The organism is Arthrobacter sp. FW306-05-C, from assembly GCF_021801725.1.
Classification (GTDB): Bacteria; Actinomycetota; Actinomycetes; order Actinomycetales; family Micrococcaceae; genus Arthrobacter.
In genome coordinates this window covers 1,364,239-1,381,720 of the sequence record NZ_CP084556.1, presented here as the reverse complement: position 1 = coordinate 1,381,720, position 17,482 = coordinate 1,364,239, and the positions used below count along the sequence as shown (strand labels likewise).

Annotated in this window: 13 protein-coding genes and 2 riboswitches; of the genes, 4 read left to right on the top strand and 9 right to left on the bottom strand. The window is 65.1% G+C overall.

Annotated features, from left to right (window positions below; translation table 11 throughout):
- Window positions 1–2: 2 nt before the first annotated feature.
- Together LFT44_RS06330 and metX are read right to left on the bottom strand one after the other, a co-directional pair.
- Window positions 3–1,385, bottom strand: coding sequence for an MFS transporter (locus LFT44_RS06330; RefSeq protein ID WP_236801836.1), 1,383 nt, complete (start codon window positions 1,383–1,385; stop codon window positions 3–5).
- A gap of 239 nt (window positions 1,386–1,624) precedes the next feature.
- Entirely contained in the window at window positions 1,625–2,740 is a 1,116-nt protein-coding gene (gene metX, locus LFT44_RS06325; protein WP_236801835.1) for a homoserine O-acetyltransferase MetX, read from the bottom strand.
- A 12-nt stretch (window positions 2,741–2,752) separates the two neighbouring features.
- A riboswitch (SAM riboswitch) is annotated at window positions 2,753–2,868 on the bottom strand.
- Window positions 2,869–3,103: 235 nt separating this feature from the next.
- Here metX and LFT44_RS06320 point away from each other — a divergent pair.
- Window positions 3,104–4,072: an IS481 family transposase gene (locus tag LFT44_RS06320; RefSeq protein ID WP_236801834.1), complete on the top strand. Its 969-nt coding sequence runs from the start codon at window positions 3,104–3,106 to the stop codon at window positions 4,070–4,072.
- Here LFT44_RS06320 and LFT44_RS06315 read toward each other — a convergent pair.
- Window positions 4,069–5,385: a bifunctional o-acetylhomoserine/o-acetylserine sulfhydrylase gene (locus tag LFT44_RS06315; RefSeq protein ID WP_236801833.1), complete on the bottom strand. Its 1,317-nt coding sequence runs from the start codon at window positions 5,383–5,385 to the stop codon at window positions 4,069–4,071. The genes LFT44_RS06320 and LFT44_RS06315 overlap by 4 nt on opposite strands.
- 44 nt (window positions 5,386–5,429) lie before the next feature.
- Window positions 5,430–5,544: riboswitch (SAM riboswitch) on the bottom strand.
- A gap of 303 nt (window positions 5,545–5,847) precedes the next feature.
- On the opposite strand from LFT44_RS06315, the gene LFT44_RS06310 reads away from it, so the two are divergent.
- From LFT44_RS06310 to LFT44_RS06300, 3 genes are all read left to right on the top strand, one after another.
- The gene (locus LFT44_RS06310) at window positions 5,848–8,118 is read left to right on the top strand and encodes a S8 family peptidase (protein ID WP_236801832.1); all 2,271 of its coding nucleotides are present in this window, start codon (window positions 5,848–5,850) and stop codon (window positions 8,116–8,118) included.
- A gap of 115 nt (window positions 8,119–8,233) precedes the next feature.
- The gene (locus LFT44_RS06305) at window positions 8,234–8,872 is read left to right on the top strand and encodes a VOC family protein (RefSeq protein ID WP_236801831.1); all 639 of its coding nucleotides are present in this window, start codon (window positions 8,234–8,236) and stop codon (window positions 8,870–8,872) included.
- Window positions 8,873–9,197: 325 nt separating this feature from the next.
- Window positions 9,198–10,931: an HNH endonuclease signature motif containing protein gene (locus LFT44_RS06300; RefSeq protein WP_236801830.1), complete on the top strand. Its 1,734-nt coding sequence runs from the start codon at window positions 9,198–9,200 to the stop codon at window positions 10,929–10,931.
- Between the two features lie 78 nt (window positions 10,932–11,009).
- Here LFT44_RS06300 and LFT44_RS06295 read toward each other — a convergent pair whose 3' ends face one another.
- From LFT44_RS06295 to tdh, 6 genes are all read right to left on the bottom strand, one after another.
- Window positions 11,010–11,789, bottom strand: a complete 780-nt coding sequence (locus tag LFT44_RS06295; protein WP_236801829.1) for a CPBP family intramembrane glutamic endopeptidase — start codon at window positions 11,787–11,789, stop codon at window positions 11,010–11,012.
- A 68-nt stretch (window positions 11,790–11,857) separates the two neighbouring features.
- Window positions 11,858–12,646, bottom strand: coding sequence for a DeoR/GlpR family DNA-binding transcription regulator (locus LFT44_RS06290; RefSeq protein ID WP_236801828.1), 789 nt, complete (start codon window positions 12,644–12,646; stop codon window positions 11,858–11,860).
- Between the two features lie 101 nt (window positions 12,647–12,747).
- Window positions 12,748–13,959 carry an imidazolonepropionase gene (gene hutI, locus LFT44_RS06285; RefSeq protein WP_236801827.1) on the bottom strand — a complete coding sequence of 404 codons (1,212 nt, stop codon included), beginning with the start codon at window positions 13,957–13,959 and terminating at the stop codon, window positions 12,748–12,750.
- Window positions 13,960–13,970: 11 nt separating this feature from the next.
- Window positions 13,971–15,101 carry an NAD(P)/FAD-dependent oxidoreductase gene (locus tag LFT44_RS06280; protein WP_236801826.1) on the bottom strand — a complete coding sequence of 377 codons (1,131 nt, stop codon included), beginning with the start codon at window positions 15,099–15,101 and terminating at the stop codon, window positions 13,971–13,973.
- Window positions 15,102–15,141: 40 nt separating this feature from the next.
- Window positions 15,142–16,338, bottom strand: a complete 1,197-nt coding sequence (locus LFT44_RS06275; RefSeq protein ID WP_236801825.1) for a glycine C-acetyltransferase — start codon at window positions 16,336–16,338, stop codon at window positions 15,142–15,144.
- Window positions 16,339–16,359: 21 nt separating this feature from the next.
- Window positions 16,360–17,406: an L-threonine 3-dehydrogenase gene (gene tdh, locus LFT44_RS06270; RefSeq protein ID WP_236801824.1), complete on the bottom strand. Its 1,047-nt coding sequence runs from the start codon at window positions 17,404–17,406 to the stop codon at window positions 16,360–16,362.
- Window positions 17,407–17,482: the final 76 nt, after the last annotated feature.

Here is a 17,482-nt window from a genome sequence, read left to right as displayed (position 1 = left end):
CCCTACTTCTTGCTGGCGGCCAGCAGGTCGGCGGTGCCCTTGGCGTCGGCTGCGTCCACGTCATGCAGCGAGACGCCGCGGGTTTCCTTCAGGAAGAAGACCGCGACGGCGGTAATGGCGCAGGCGATGAGCAGGTAGACGGCCACGGGGACCGAGGACTTGTAGGTGCCCAAAAGCGAGGCGGCGATGATCGGGGCCAGGGAGCCGGCCACGATCGACGTCACCTGGTATCCCAGGGAGACGCCCGAGTAACGCATCCGGGTGGGGAACATCTCCGCCATGATGGCAGGCTGCCCAGCGTACATGAAGGCGTGGAACACCAGGCCGATCATGATGGCCGCCAGGATAATGAAGTCGTTCTTCGTGTCCATCATGGGGAACGCAAAGAAGCCCCAGGTGGCGCCCATAATGGCGCCGGCCATGTAGACGGGCTTGCGGCCGAACCGGTCCGAGAGCTTGCCGACCATGGGCACCACGGCAAAGTGCAGGGCGTGGGCCAGGAGCAGCAGCAGGAGGATGCGCGTGGTGTCGGCCTGGACCACGGTCTTCAGGTAGGTGATGGAGAACGTCACCACCAGGTAGTACAGGATGTTCTCCGCAAAGCGCAGGCCCATGGCGGTGAAAACGCCGCGCGGGTAGCGGCGGAAGACCTCGGCCACGCCGTAGCCCTTGTGGCCGGCGTCCACTTCCTTACGCGCTTCAAGGAAGATGGGGGCGTCGTTGACCTTGGTCCGGATGTAGTAGCCGATCAGCACGATCACCGCGGACAGCCAGAAGGCAACACGCCAGCCCCACCCGAGGAAGGCTTCCTGGGTCAGGGTGGAGGACAGGATGAACAGCACGGCCGTGGCGAGGAGGTTGCCCAGGGGCACCGCGGACTGCGGCCAGCTGGCCCAGAACCCGCGGGACTTACTGGGGCTGTGTTCCGCCACGAGGAGGACGGCGCCGCCCCATTCCCCGCCGACGGCGAAGCCTTGGGCAAACCGGAGGATGACCAGCAGCGCGGGAGCCCAGTAGCCGATCTGCCCGAACGTGGGCAGGCAGCCCATGAGGAAGGTGGAGACGCCCACCAGGATGATGCTGAGCTGCAGCAGTTGCTTGCGGCCGAACTTATCGCCGAAGTGGCCGAACACGATGCCGCCGATGGGACGGGCCACGAAACCGACGGCGTAGGTGAGGAAGGCGGCGATGATGCCATCCAGTTCTGTCCCGGCGTTGGGGAAGAAGGCTTTCCCGAACACCAGGGTGGCTGCGGATGCGTAGAGGAAGAACTCGTACCACTCCACGACGGTGCCGGCCATGGAGGCCGTCACCACTTTCTTCAGGCCTGATGCCTTGACGTCGGTTTCCTCGGTGCGCCTTGCGGCGGAGCGTTCCGTACTCATGCGAACTCCTTCGGCGTCGTCGTCGACACCACGGGGACAGTCGATGGCAGCCGGATGTGATGTACACCACGAAAACCGGCTTCGATGAGTATGGTCTGCTTGCCGGTGCAACCTCAACGACCATTAGTGCAGAAGGCATCTGCAGGAATGCACACTGCTGGAGGTTTCCTTGGAGCTGGCTGAACCTCGGAGGCTTTGACCAGGAACGTGTGGACCAAAACTGCCTGGTCCAGGAGTGCCTAGACCAGGAAGCTGCCCCGCAGCTGCGCCCCCAGTTGGCCTATCTCGGTGAGGAACCCGTCGTGGCCGATGGGTGCCTGGATGACGTGGACGTCCACCTCGCCGGGCAGCGCCTGCGCCAGTTCCCGGGACTGGGACGGGAAGTAGAGTCGGTCGGAGTCGACGGCGGCCACGAAGAAGCGTGCAGTAGCACCGGCCAGGGTTTCGGCCAGGGTTCCCCGTCCGCGGCAGACGTCGTGGCTCATCAACGCTTCGGTCAGGGCGATGTAGCTGTTGGCGTCAAAGCGCTTCACGAGCTTGTTGCCCTGGTGGTCCAGGTAGCTTTCCACCTGGTAGCGGCCACGGGCTGCCAGTACTTCCCCCTGAAGGGGCGACTCGGATGCCTGGGCCGCCCGGCCGAAGCGGCCTTCCAGTTCGGCGGCGGACCGGTAGGTGATGTGGGCGATGCGCCGGGCAAGGGCCAGGCCCTCTTCAGGACAGGGACCGCCGTAGTAGTCGCCGCCGTTGAAGTTTGGATCCTGCCGAATGGCCAGGGTCTGGGCCTGGGCAAAGGCGATTTGTTCTGCCGTGCTCGCAGCCCCCACGGCGATGACGGCACAGCGCTGCACCCTTTCCGGGTAGGTCACTGCCCATTCCAGCGCCCGGGCGCCGCCCATGGAGCCGCCAAGAACCGCGAACCAGCTCTTGATCCCCAACTGGTCCGCCAGCCGGGCCTCCGCCACGGTGCTGTCCCGCAGCGTGACCAGGGGGAAGCGGGAACCCCAGGGCGATCCGTCGGGGGCGGGCGATGAGGGGCCGGTGGAGCCGTAGCAGCCGCCCACAATGTTGATGGACACCACGAAGAAACGGTCCGTGTCCACGGGGGCACCGGGCCCGGCCAGCTGCTCCCACCAGCCTTCCTCGTCGGTGTCTCCGCGGGTTACGTGAGTGCTGCCCGTGAGCGCATGCTCGATCAGGATGGCGTTGCTGGCGTCTGCGTTGAGGGTGCCCCAGGTTTCGTAGGCCAGCGTAACGTCGGGCAGGTATCCCCCGGCCTCGAGCTCCAGTTCCCCAATGGAGGCGTAGCGGACGATTCCGTGTTCGGGGATGGTGGTTGGGGCGACGGAAACCGTCATGGCAAGACCTCTTCTACGCGCTTGCCCGCCGTCAATTGACCGGCAGGCCAGGTCCTCACCCGGGGCACCCCACCGCGGAAGGAGGGTTGCCGGCCAGCAAGCCGGGGCTGTCGCTGGCACTCATGACCTGGATCGAGTGTACGAAACACCACCCGGTCCAAGCCAAGAGTGTGACTGGTTGTGACTTCCCGACTTGCTGCCTGCCCTGCCTTGCCGCCTAAGTGGCGCCCCGGCGTCGTACTTTAGGCTTCTAGGTGTATTGACCACGGAGGTTAGGAACATGCGGCGTGGTTAGGTGACAAAAAGAAGACCTCCAAGTGGAGTGGGGCTTGTCTAAGAGTCCGATCCACAAGGAGGTCTTCAATGTCCCATGCTAACGCGCTTCTGACGCCGAAGGGACGGCTCCGGCTGGCCCGGTGCATCGTCGATGACGGGTGGCCGCTGCGCCGTGCTGCTGAGCGGTTCCAGGTGTCGGTGACGACCGCAGCGCGGTGGGCGGCCCGTTACCGGGAGCACGGGGAGCACGGGACGGGTGATCGTTCCAGCCGGCCCATCAACTCCCCGCGTCGGACCTCCACGCGGCGGGAGCGGCGGATCGTCGCGATCAGAGTCAACCGGCGCTGGGGCCCGGCACGGATCGGCTATCTGCTGGGCATTCACCCCTCCACGGTGCACCGGGTGCTGTCCCGGTTTGGGCTGGCGAGGCTGGCGTGGATGGACCGGGCCACGGGCCGGGTGATTCGCCGGTACGAGCACCACAGCCCCGGGGACCTGGTCCACGTCGACATCAAGAAACTTGGACGGATCCCTGACGGCGGCGGACACCGCAGTGTCGGCAGGGCCGCCGGAAACCGGAACAAGACCGGTACCGCGGCGAACCGGAGACCGGGTCACGCCTTCTTGCACAACGCCGTCGATGATCACTCCAGGCTCGCCTACACGGAGATCCTGACCGATGAGAAAAAGGACACTGCGGCCGGATTCTGGGAACGCGCCAATGCCTACTTCGAGTCCCACGGGATCACTGTCAAACGGGTCCTGACCGATAACGGATCCTGCTACCGCTCCTACGCATTCAAAGACGCTCTGGGCCCGGACATCAAGCACAAACGCACCCGCCCCTACAGGCCTCAGACAAACGGCAAAGTCGAGCGCTACAACCGCACCATGCTCGACGAATGGGCCTACGCCCGTCCCTACGCCTCCGAGGCCGAGCGTGTTGCCGCTTTCGCCGACTGGCTCCATCATTACAATCATCATCGAGGCCACACCTCACTCAACGGTCAGCCACCGGCCAGCCGCGTCACCAACCTCTCAGGTCAATACATCTAGGCGTCCTTCGCAGCCCTGAAGCCTGCTTCAAGGTCGGCGAGGATGTCGTCGATGTGTTCCAGGCCCACGGAAAGCCTGACAAGTCCCGGGTGCACCCCGGCCACCACCTGCTGCTCCGGCGAGAGCTGGCTGTGGGTGGTCGACGCCGGGTGGATGACCAGGGAGCGCACGTCGCCGATGTTGGCCACATGGGAGTGCAATTCCAAAGCGTCGACGAAGCGTTTGCCCGCCTCCGCTCCGCCGGCCAGGTTGAAGGCGACGACGGCGCCCGTCCCCTTGGGCCCATACTTGCGGCCACGCTCGTACCAGGGGCTGGACGGCAGCCCGGCGTAGGCGACCGATTCGACGTCGTCCCTTGCTTCAAGCCACCGCGCAACCTCCGCCGCGTTTGCAACATGGCGCTCCACCCGCAGGCTCAATGTCTCCAGGCCCTGGGAAATCAGGAAGGCGTTGAACGGCGAAACCGCCGAGCCCAGGTCCCGCAGGAGCTGGACCCGCGCCTTGAGGATGTAGGAGAGATTGGCACCGAGCGCTCCATCGGCTCCCAGGTCGCGGGCGTAGACCAATCCGTTGTACGTGGGATCCGGGGTGTTGAAGCCGGGGAACCGTTCCGGGTCCTTGCTGAAATCGAACTTGCCGGAATCGACGATCACGCCGGCGATGGCTGTGCCGTGGCCGCCCAGGTACTTGGTGGCCGAGTGGATCACGATGTCCGCTCCCCACTCCAGCGGCCGGATCAGGTACGGCGTCGAGAGGGTGTTGTCCACGATGAGGGGCACGCCGGCCTGGTGGGCGACTTCGGAGATGCCCTCGATGTCCAGGACGTCCTGGCGCGGGTTGGAGACCACTTCACCGAAGAAAAGCTTGGTGTTGGGCCGGACGGCGTTGCGCCACTGGTCCAGGTTGTCGGGGTCGTCCACGAACGTGACGGAGATGCCGAATTTTTTCAGGGTGTGGGCGAAAAGGTTGTAGGTGCCGCCGTAGAGGCTGGGGCTGGCTACGATGTGGTCGCCGGCCTCCGCAATGTTCAGGACCGCGAACGTTTCGGCGGCCTGGCCGGAACTCAGCAGCAGCGCGGCCAGGCCGCCTTCAAGGCTGGCAATCCGCTGTTCGACGGCGTCCTGCGTCGGGTTGCCGATGCGGGTGTAGATGGGCGCCAGTTCGGAGAGTGCAAAGCGGTTGGCTGCGCTCTCGGCCGTTGGGAAAACAAAGGACGTGGTTTGGTAGATGGGCAGGGCACGGGCTCCCGTTGCACTGTCCACTTCCTGGCCGGCGTGGATCTGGCGGGTTTCGAAGGACCAAGCGTTGGACATCCAAATCTCCTTTGACATGGGCCCGGCATGCTCAGGGGCAGTGCGGGCCGCGCTTGCTGTCGGCTCGTGCCGGACAGCCAGGTCCTCACCCGGGGCACCCCACCGCGGATGGAGGGTTGCCGGCCAGCGAGCCGGGGCTTGGCGCTGGCACTCATGACCTTCGCCAAGTCTAGGAAGCGGGGGCGCCCAACGCCATGAGTATGACGGGTCGTGACAAAAGCCTGGACGTGGAAACACACCGCCAGGACTGCAGCGTAGGTTTGCGAAGATTCGCACAGGGAATGCGAAGGATCGCCCGAGCTTCGGAAGATCGGGTTCCCGTCCCCGATAGATTTGAACGGGGAAAACCCCCTCGTTTCTCACAGTCAAAAAAGGACGGACGTTCCGTTGCCTCCGATTCTGCGCCCTGCCGCACGTGCCACTGCTCTATACATTGCATTGGTCTGTTCAATGCTGGGAGCGGTGCTTCTCCCTGCTCCCATCGCCAGCGCCGCGGGGGCTGACAAGGGTGATTACATTGTCCGGTTCCCCACGGCAGCGGACGTCAGGCAAGAGAGCAGTGCACTGCGCGGCCAAGGTATTGGCGTTAGCCGTATGTTCGAGAATGCGATCAAGGGAGCTGCGATAAAAGCCACCCCGGCGCAAGCCTCAGCCCTGATGCGGTCCGGCAAAGCCGTTGCCGTTGAGCCGGACCAACCCGTCACGGTCTACAGCACAACCCAGGAGCAGGCGCCATGGGGACTGGACCGGATAGATCAACAATCGCTGCCCCTATCCAGCACGTACACGCCCTCCGGCACCGGGCAAGGCGTGAGCGTCTATGTACTCGACACTGGGATCCTCGCATCCCACGTCGACTTCGGCGGCCGGGTTGCGGCAGGTTGGACGGCGAAGTCCGACGGCCTCGGGTCCAGCGACTGCAACGGACATGGCACCCATGTCGCCGGCACTATCGGCGGTTCAACCTATGGCGTGGCAAAACTCGCGACTTTGATCCCGGTGCGGGCACTGGCCTGTGACGGCACAGGCCTCTACTCGGACGTTATTGCAGGACTCGATTGGATTGCAGGGGACCACCGTGCCGGGACTCCGGCTGTGGTGAACCTCAGCATTGGCGGCCCCACGAGCAGCACCTTGGACGCTGCCGTGGAGGCGGTAATCGCCGACGGTATTTCCGCGGTTGTTGCTGCAGGTAACAGTGCCACCGATGCATGCACGGCTTCCCCCGCCAGGATTCCGGCGGCAATCACGGTCGCTGCCAGCGATTCCACGGACCACCAGGCCAGCTTCTCAAACTTCGGCAGTTGCGTGGATCTTTACGCCCCCGGCGTTGGCATCACATCCGATTGGTACACCTCCCCGGCCGCCACCGCATCTCTAAGCGGGACCTCAATGGCCACTCCCCATGTGGCAGGCGCTGCTGCCCTCATGCTCTCGCAGAACCCGCTGCTCTCCCCTGCCCAGATAGGAGACGCACTGAATTCTTCCTCAGCCAGCGGCAAGATCTCCAACGCCAGCCCGGGAACCCTAAACCGATTGCTGCAAGTTGCGTCACCGGCAGGAACCAGCAATCCGTCGAACCCTGGCTCGTTTTCCTCCCAGGCACCGTTCCGGCAGCTTGATACGCGCAACGGCACCGGAGGCACCAGCGGGCCAGTCGCTCCCGGAGCCACCATTAAGGTCCCGGTAACCGGACGGGGCGGCATCCCGGCAACAGGCGTATCAGCCGTGGCCGTGAACGTCACTGTCACCGAGCCCACCAGCAACGGATTCATCACCGTCCACGCCGGAGGCACCACCCCACCGGGAACCTCCAACCTGAACTTCGCCGCAGCCCAAACCGTGCCCAACCTCGTCATCACCCCCGTCGGCAGTGACGGAACCATCGCCCTGACCAACAACTCCAACGGCACCGTCCACCTCACCGCCGACACCTCCGGCTACTACATCGCTGGAACCGCCGTAGACCCTGGCGCGTTTTCCTCCCAGACCCCGTTCCGGCAGCTTGATACGCGCAACGGCACCGGAGGCACCAGCGGACCAGTCGCTCCCGGAGCCACCATCAAGGTCCCGGTAACCGGACGGGGCGGCATCCCGGCAACAGGCGTGTCAGCCGTGGCCGTAAACGTCACTGTCACCGAGCCCACCAGCAACGGATTCATCACCGTCCACGCCGGAGGCACCACCCCACCGGGAACCTCCAACCTGAACTTCGCCGCAGCCCAAACCGTGCCCAACCTCGTCATCACCCCCGTCGGCAGTGACGGAACCATCGCCCTGACCAACAACTCCAACGGCACCGTCCACCTCACCGCCGACACCTCCGGCTACTACATCGCTGGAACCGCTGTAGACCCTGGCGCGTTTTCCTCCCAGACCCCGTTCCGGCAGCTTGATACGCGCAACGGCACCGGAGGCACCAGCGGGCCAGTCGCTCCCGGAGCCACCATCAAGGTCCCGGTAACCGGACGGGGCGGCATCCCGGCAACAGGCGTGTCAGCCGTGGCCGTAAACGTCACTGTCACCGAGCCCACCAGCAACGGATTCATCACCGTCCACGCCGGAGGCACCACCCCACCGGGAACCTCCAACCTGAACTTCGCCGCAGCCCAAACCGTGCCCAACCTCGTCATCACCCCCGTCGGCAGTGACGGAACCATCGCCCTGACCAACAACTCCAACGGCACCGTCCACCTCACCGCCGACACCTCCGGCTACTACATCGGTGGCTGATCAGATGCCAATCCTGGTCAGCTGGGAGGCAGGAAAACAGCCCGAATCCACGAAGGAAATTCCAGTAAGGGTATCCTTAGCTGAGAGCCGCATCACAAAGTGCCAAGATGTTGCCATGCGCATGGATCACGTCTCTTACGCCTGTGAACACGACGGCCTCGCGGCCACTACCGAACGTATTGCAACTGCCCTCGGCGTTGAGGCAGTGAAGGGCGGGGTGCACCCCCGGTTCGGAACCCGGAATATGATCATCCCGCTGGCCGGTCACAAGTACCTGGAGGTCGTGGAGGTCCTGGACCACCCCGCTTCTGACAAGGCACCGTTTGGACAGGCCGTACGGGCCCGTTCCGCGGCCGGCGGCGGCTGGATGGGCTGGTGCGTCGAAGTGGACGACCTCGCCCCCTTCGAGGAACGCCTTGGCCGCTCCGCCGTCAACGGCAACCGCAAGTTCCCGGACGGCCGCGAGCTGGTCTGGAAGCAGATTGGCATCCTGGGCCTCATCGCTGATCCCCAGGTCCCGTACATGCTTAAGTGGGAGGGCGATCCCTCCCTTCACCCGTCCAACGCCTACCAGAGCAGCCTCAAGATGAGCTGCCTGACCATCGCCGGCTCCGCGTCGAGGGTTACGGAATGGCTGGGCGAGCCGGTGGAGAAGCCGCTCGAAGATGTTGCGGTCGAGTGGGTCGCCCCGCACGGAACGCCGGGCATCCTGTCGGTCACCTTTGAGACCGCCAACGGAGCCGTCACTATCTGACGCTCCAGCCCTAGTCTCTTTTGGGAGATGGGTGTGCCGGGTCCACGCCCGGATAATCTTCGGCCGCCATAAGGTGGTGACAACGGCGTCACCACCTCATGGCGGCCGAATTCGTTCAAGCGGCGTTTGACTTTTTGGGCTCAGGGCAGCGGATTTTTCTGCGCCAAGCATGCTCTTTTTCACACGGGACATTTGGGCTGCGACAGGGAACCTTTGCGTCCAAAAAGTACGACGACGGCGGGCGGCTTCGGTGGTCCGGCTTACCCACTCAGGTAAGCTGCTCGGCGCAGCTCATATTGTCAGACCCCTGTTGGATGATCTTCATATGGGAATCAGCGGTGGTGTGAGGGCAGGTGCGGAGGGAGTTCATGCCTCGGTGGCTGCCCTCGGTGCGCTGGATGCCATAAGTGCGCTGGAGCGGGAGGATGCTTTCCTGGCCTCCGGGGTTGGTGTTGGTTCGGGTGTTGATGTCCTACGGCGGCGGTACGAGATCCGGCTGGAGCGGCTGGAACTGGCGGCCCGGTTGGAGGCGCAGCTTGCCGCCATGAAGGCGCGGGATGCAGCCGAGGCGATCGGGTTCCAGCAGGCCATGACCCCGCCCGACGCGTCGGTGCAGGACCGTACCTACGCCGAGATGTCCATGGTGGAAGAGATCGCAGGGGTCCTCACCATCAGCTCCGCCGCCGCAGGCGCCCTGGTGGAACAGTCCCGGAAAATCTGCTCCCTCCCACCCGTGTTCCAGGCCCTGGCCACCGGCGCCATGTCCTGGCAGCACGCCCGCATCGTCGCGGACGAAACCGAGGGCCTCGATCCGGCCGGCGCTGCCGCGCTGGTGGCCCACTTCTTCGACCCCGACGCACCCCACCCCGCCCGCGGCGCAACCCCGGGCCAACTCGTCCCCTCCCGGTTCCGGGCCAAAGTCCGTAACTGGCGCGAACGACACCACCCCGAGACACTGCAGAAACGCCACGCCAAAGGGGTTACTGACCGGCGGATGGAATACACCCCGGACCGCGACGGCATGGCCTGGATCTCGCTCTACCTCCCCGGCGACACCGCCTGCGCCATCTGGAACCGCACCACCGCCACCGCCCGCGGCCTCCAAGGCCCCAACGAACCACGCACCATCACCCAACTCCGCCCCGACATCGCAGCATCCCTGCTCCTCAGCGCCGGCAACACCACCGGCAACACTCTGACAGCCACCGGCACCACCACCGCGGCAGAGCCGGCCAGCATCGACGACGGGACCGGCAACGACGACGTGACCGGCACCGACGCCAGTTCGTCGGCCGTGACGGAAATCGGCAAGGTTCCCACCCCGCGCGCGGACGTCCTGGTCATGGTGCCGGTGTTCTCCCTGCTCGGACTCACGGATGAACCCGCCATGCTCGACGGGCTCGGACCCATCCCGGCATCCATGGCCCGCAAACTGGTCGCCGACGGTGCGGACTCCTTCTACCGCGTCCTGGTCGACCCGAGGGACGGGGCACCCTTGGAGATCGGCCGGAAGAACTACCGGCTCACCGAAACCATCAAACGCTGGATCAGGATGCGCGACGCCAAATGCACCTTCCCCGGCTGCACCAACCGCACCCCGGACAACGAAACCGACCACCTTCAAGCCTGGGAACACGGCGGAACAACCGGCACCAGCAATCTGGCACAACTCTGCCCGAAACACCACCGGCTCAAACACCACACCCAATGGACACCAGACCCGGCCACCAACAACGAATCACCCGGCTGGACCTCACCCACCGGCCGCCACTACAAACCCGAACACCCCCACCCAGAACCCACGTACTGGCCACCGGGTATCCTGCCGGCGGAAACTATCGTGGCTGCCATGTCGGTGGACGCTCCACAGTGGCAGCAACTGCTCGCGGACATGCCTGATTGGGCCGACCCACCACCCGAAGATCCACCCGGCCAAAACCTGCTCGAGCCGGGCGAACTGTGCCCGACAGATCCACTGTGGAAGGACTTCTACGCGCAGCCCTTCATTCTCCCACCGGACCCAGAAGCGGACTCCTGGTTGCTGCTGTCGTTCATTTGAGGGCAGCTATCACGCCAATAACGCCCTGCATCGTCATACCGGTGAGGCCGGGCAGCCCAAACTGAGGAGGTGGGGTATCTACCCCAACCCCACCGCCTTCCCGAAAAGGCTGAACCCGACGAACGCCACGATATCCAGCAGTGCGTGGGCTATCACCAGTGGCATGACCCGACGTGTCCGGGTATACAGCCAGGCAAAGACAATGCCCATCACTGCGTTGCCAATGAATGGACCGAAGCCCTGGTACAGGTGGTAGCTGCCGCGCAGCACCGAGCTCACGGCGATGGCCAGCGGCATGCTCCATCCGAATTTCCCAAACCGGTCGAGCAGATAACCCACCACAATGACTTCCTCGAGCACCGCATGGCGGACGGCCGACAGGATGAGGACGGGAACCGTCCACCAGTAGGCATCCAATGCACTGGGAATGATGGCCGTGGTGATCCCGAGCGCCCTGCCGGCCGCATACAGGCCCAGCGAGGGGATGCCGATCAGTGCAGCCAGCCCCAGCCCCTGAAGCAGGTCCTTTCCGGGCCGGGCGAAACCGAACCCGAGCTTCTGGAGCGCGGACCGGGAGGTGCCGGGCTCACCGGGCGCGGCCGGGCGGTCCTCAGTAAGGAAGTAGAAAACCAGCAGTACCGGCACCAGCGCAAAGACGATATCCAGCAGCTGGTACGTCAGGTCAAAGTACTCGCGGGTGCTTTGGGAACGGTTCAGGGTGGACGTGCCCTCCGCCAGCGGGGCGCGGGTCATCTTGTCGAGCAGCTGCACCACGGAGTAGACGGCCGACTGGCCCAGGGACAGGCCCAGGACGATCCAGACTTCGAGCCGCAGGCGGCGGCGGGAGGGAACCAGCATGTTCCCATCTTGCCTTCAGTTTCTGGATCCGGCCTGATGGAACTGCCGATGCACCCAGGTCCGCAACATCAGGCGGGCGCGACGATCACTTCCGTACCGTTGGCCTCGAACGCAGCCTTGTCACGGGCAGAAATGCCGGAATCCGTGATCAGCCTGTTGAAGTCGTAGCCGTCCATGGTGGCGAAGGCGCGCACTCCTACCTTGGAGGAATCCGCGATGACATAGGACACCCGGGCACGGGAGGCCAAAAGGGCATTGACCGAGGCCTCCCCCTCGCCCGTATTGGTGGGCCCCACCTCGGGATCGATGCCGTTGACGCCAATAAAGGCGATGTCCAGCACTACCTTCTGCATGATGATGTCCGTGTAAGGCCCCACCAGTTCGTAGGACCGCGGGTTGAGGATCCCGCCGGTAACCATCACCTTGATGTTGGGTCGGACCGCCAACTGGCCGGCAATATTAATCGCATTGGTCACCACAGTGAGGGTGGGCTGGTTGGAGGGTGCGTTCAGGTCCTCCCGGGTGGCGAGAATCTGTGCAAGGGCGGTGCTGGTGGTACCCCCGCAGAGACCGATCACCGCACCGGGACGGATCAAGGCCGACGCACACTGCGCAATCTGCTCTTTGGCTTCGGCATGGTCGTCGCGGTTGTAGCGGCCTGGCAGGTCGTAAGCCAGGGCACCCGTGGTCGCCCCGCCGCGCGTCCTCGTCAAAAGTCGGCGCTTGGCGAGGCTGTCCAGGTCGCGCCGGGCAGTGGCCGGGGAAACATTGAGGGTGCTGACAATCTCGTCAACCTCTACCTGTCCCGTCTTCGCCAGCAGGTCGAGAATTGCCGTAAGCCGGTCAGTGCGCGTCATTCAAGTGGGCCTCTCAATCAAAGCAGCCACCATCCCTGATGACGTTTTCTGACTATAACGTACATCATATGATCAGAAACAATCATGTGAGCGTACTGAAGCTATCGCTCTCTGGCTCCGGCCCGCCACACAGCGTACGTCAAGGGCACGCCCGGGCGGTAAGCGAGGTGCGTGGCCGAAGGCGCATTCAGCAGGTGCAGGTCGGCACGGTGACCGACGGCGATTGACCCCACGGCGCGTTCACCGTCCGCATCCTGCCCGGTGTCCTTGTGCAACGCCAGGGCACCGCCATAAGTGGCGGCCCGTACTGCCTCATGCACGGAGAGGTGCATCTGCAGGACAGCAGTGGTCACGCAAAACGCCATGGAGCTCGTGTAGGACGTACCGGGATTGCAGTTGGAAGCAATTGCCACCTGCACTCCGGCATCGAGAAGCTCGCGGGCAGGAGCCAGCGGCTGGCGGGTGGAGAGGTCGCAGGCCGGGAGGCAGGTGGCCACAGTGCCGCGCTCCCCCGCACCGCTCACCGCGTCCCACCCGGACCAGGAAGCAGCCAAGGCTTTGACGTCCTGCCCCGAGAGGTAGTTCACGTGGTCCACGCTCGCCGCTCCCAGCTCCACGGCAAGCTGCACGCCGGGCCCCTCACCGAGCTGATTGCCGTGCACGCGGAGGCCCAGGCCCGCGTCCCGGCAGGCCAGCAGTACCCGGCGGGACTGTTCAGCGGTGAACGCGCCCTCTTCGCAGAAGACGTCGGCCCACTGTACGTACGGGCGAACGGCGTCGAGCATGGGTCCGCAGACCAGGTCGGTGTACTCGTCCGGGTCCTGGCCGGCGGGAACCAGATGGGCGCCGAGGTAGGTCACCTGGTCTGCCACCGTGGACGCGATGCGGGCGCTGCGGGCCTCATTCTCGACGTCCAGGCCGTAGCCGGTTTTGGTTTCCAGGTACGTGGTTCCCTGCGAGACGGCCTCGGCCACCCGGCCCATGGCCAACCGTGTGAGGTCGAAGTCGGAGGTGGCGCGCGTGGCTTCCATGGTGACGGCGATGCCGCCGGCGGCGTAAGCCTCGCCCGCCATCCGGGCTTCGAACTCGGCGGTGCGGTCGCCGGCGAAGAGCAGGTGGGTGTGCGAGTCCACCCAGCCTGGCAGCATGGCCCGGCCTCCAGCGTCGACGGCGTCGTCGGCTGCGGGGGCATCGGCTGCGGCACCGATCCATGAGATCCGTTCCCCCTCGATGACCACCGCCGCATCCTTCAGGACCCGCTGCTCAAGGTCCTGCGTCATCAGCTCGGCAATATTGGTGATCAGGGTACTCATGGGACCATTCTTCAACGCCGGATGGACCAGCGCGTGGCGGCCAGGGCCTGCGCTGTCCGGGATGCCGGACCGTCGGCTGCGCCGGCAACGAAGGCAGTACTTCCGGAGGAGTCCTGCCCGGCCAGGATCTGGGCGGCCGCGAACTCCGCCAGGGCTGCCGAGGTCTGGAACCCATATCCGCCCTGCCCCGCCAGCCAATAGAACCCTGCCGCTTCGGCGTCGAATCCCGCAACCGGAACTCCGTCCGCGGCTTCGGTGCGCAGCCCCGTCCACGCCCGCCGGACTTCCGTAATCCCCAGGCTGGTGAAGGCGTTCAGTTTCTCCACCAGGCGTTCCACGTCTCCGGGGCGCGGGCGTGCATCCTCGGGGCCACTGGGAACGGTCTCCGACGGCGAAATCAGGACGTCGCGGCCGTCGGGGCGGAAATAGAACGTGTTGTCTGCGGCAGCCACCATTGGAGTGGCGCCAGGAAGGGGACGTTCGACGGCGGCAATCGCCGCGGTGCGCCGGTACGGCTGCAGGCCCAGCTTTTCGACGCCGCTGATCACCGCGAGCTCGTCCGCCCAGGCTCCCGCGGCGTTGACCATCACTCCCACTTCGAACCCCTCGGCACCGGCACCCACCTGCCAGCCCGAACCCAGCCGTTGCGCCGAATGGACCCGGGCGCCGGTGATGATGTCGGCGCCGGCGGCGAGCGCCCGCTTGCGATGTTCTTCCAGGAGCAGCGGGGCGTTGCAGCCAAAGGATCCAGTATCTAGTCCCGCGGCAGCAAAGGTTCCGGGCTTCAGGGCCGGGCAGAGCTCCAGGGCGCGCTCCACGGAGATGGGCTGCATGTGCCCACTGGCTTCCGCGGCCACCTCAGCCTCGGAGCCGATCAGCATGAAGCTGCGCGGCGTCAGGACCGGTTCCGGGAGTTCCGCGTCCCGGGCCGCGAGCAGCTCCAGGGTCCGGACGGTGAGTTCCTGGACCACCGGCGGCCCGTAGCTGGGGATCAGCTGTCGGGCGGAGCGGGAGGACGTGTGGTACGCCAGCTCCTGCTCCGCCTCCACCAGGACAACACTGCAGCGGCCCGCGAGCGCGGACGCAAGGGAGAGGCCGGCAATGCCGCCGCCCACGATCAGGACATCGTAATGAGCTGCCATCGGTCCATCCTTGCAGAATTCAGCTGGGGTGCGGCAGGTGTCAGGCTGCCGCCTCGTCACGGCTGGCGACGAAGGCACGAACGCACGCTTCGACGTCGTCCGCTGAATGTGCGGCGGAAAGCTGCACCCGGATCCTTGCGGCACCCCGCGGAACCACGGGGAAGCTGAAGGCGGTGACGAAGACTCCGTGCTGCAGCATCCGGTCGGCCACCTTGGCGGCCATCACGGCATCACCGAACATCACCGGGACGATGGCGTGCTCGCCCGGAAGCAGGTCGAACCCCTCCTCGGTCATGCGGCGGCGGAAGAGTTCGGCGTTTTCGAACAGCCTGCGCCGCAGGTCACCGGAGCTTTCCACCAGGTCCAGCGCCTTGAGCGTGGCTGCAACGATGGCCGGAGCCAGGGAATTGGAGAACAGGTAGGGCCGTGCCTTCTGGCGGAGCATGGCGACAATCTCCCTGCGGCCGGACACGTAACCGCCCGAGGCTCCGCCCAGCGCCTTGCCGAAGGTGCCCGTGTAGATGTCCACGCGGTCACTGACACCGGCGTGTTCGGGAGTACCCGCACCTGTGGCACCCATGAAGCCCACGGCATGGGAGTCGTCCACCATCACCAGGGCGCCGTACTTGTCGGCGAGGTCGCAGATGGCCTCGAGCGGGGCAAGGTAGCCGTCCATCGAGAACACGCCATCGGTGACGATGATCTTCCGGCGGGCGTCCTTCGCTTCCACCAGCTTGGCTTCCAGGTCCGCCATGTCCTGGTTGGCGTACCGGTACCGCTGTGCCTTGCACAGGCGGATTCCGTCGATGATGGAGGCGTGGTTCAGGGCATCGGAGATGACGGCGTCCTCGGCCCCGAAGAGGGACTCGAACACCCCGCCGTTGGCGTCGAAGCAGCTGGAGAACAGAATGGTGTCCTCGGTACCCAGGAACTTGGCGACCCGGGCTTCCAGTTCCAGGTGCAGGTCCTGGGTGCCGCAGATGAAACGGACGCTGGCCATCCCGAAACCGCGCTCGTCCATGGCGGCCTTGGCGGTGCTGATGATGTCAGGATGGTCAGCCAGTCCCAGGTAGTTGTTGGCGCAGAAGTTCAGCACGTCGGCGCCGGGGCCGCCGATCTGTCCGGCGGTGATGTGGCTGGACTGCGGTGAGCTGATGCTGCGTTCGGTCTTGTAGAGCCCGGCCGCGCGGATTTCTTCCAGCTCGTCGTGGAGCTGATCCTTCATGGAGGTGTACATGGGGTTCCTTAGTATCGGGTCTTAGAGTCGGGTCCAGTCCAGGACAACCTTGCCGCCCACGCCGCTGCGGGCAATCTCGAAGCCCTTCTCCCAGTCCGCGGCCGGCAGTGCGTCCGTGACCACGGCGGAGATTCCGGCGTGGAGCACCGGGTTGGACGAGAGCATGGCGCTCATGGCGTACCAGGTTTCGTACATCTCGCGGCCATAGATGCCCTTGAGCGTGAGCATGTGGGTGACCACCTTGCCCCAGTCGATGGTGATCTCCTGGCTGGGCAGCCCCAGCATGGCGATCCGGCCACCGTGGTTCATGTTGTCGATCATCTCAGGCAGCGCGGAAGGGTGCCCGGACATTTCCATTCCGACGTCGAAGCCTTCGCGCATGCCCAGCTCACGTTGGGCGTCGCGCACCCGGGTGGTGGAGACGTCGATGGCAAGGTCGGCTCCGAGCTGCCGGGCCAGGTCGAGCCGTGGCTTGGAAACGTCCGTGATGGCGATTTTGCGTGCACCCGCGTGGCGGGCGACGGCGATGGCCATCAGTCCAATGGGGCCGGCGCCGGTGATCAGGACGTCCTCGCCCACCAGCGGGAAGCTCAGCGCGGTGTGGGTGGCGTTGCCGAACGGGTCGAAGATGGCGCCAAGCTCCGGGGTGACTGAAGGGTCGTGGTGGACCCAGACGTTGGTTTCGGGGATCACCACGTACTCGGCAAAGGCACCGTCACGCTGGACACCCACACTGACGGTGTGGATGCACATCTGGCGGCGTCCTGCGCGGCAGTTCCGGCAGATGCCGCACACCACGTGCCCTTCGCCCGAGACCCGGTCGCCTACCTTGACCTCCCGGACGTCGTCGCCCACCTCCACCACTTCGCCATAAAACTCATGGCCGGCAATGAGGGGAGCCTCGATGATCCCCTGCGCCCATGGATCCCAGGACTGGATGTGCAGGTCCGTGCCGCAAATGCCGGTGGTCATGACCCGGATCTTCACGTCCGCCGGCCCGGCCTCTGGTTCGGGCCGCTCGACGAGTTCGAAACCGGCCTGCGGGCCAGCCTTATAAAGGGCCTTCATTGGCATCCTTACTGATTGGGGTTCACGTTTGCGGGGTATGTCATCCCCATTGAAGCGCCGAGCACGCGTAAGCACA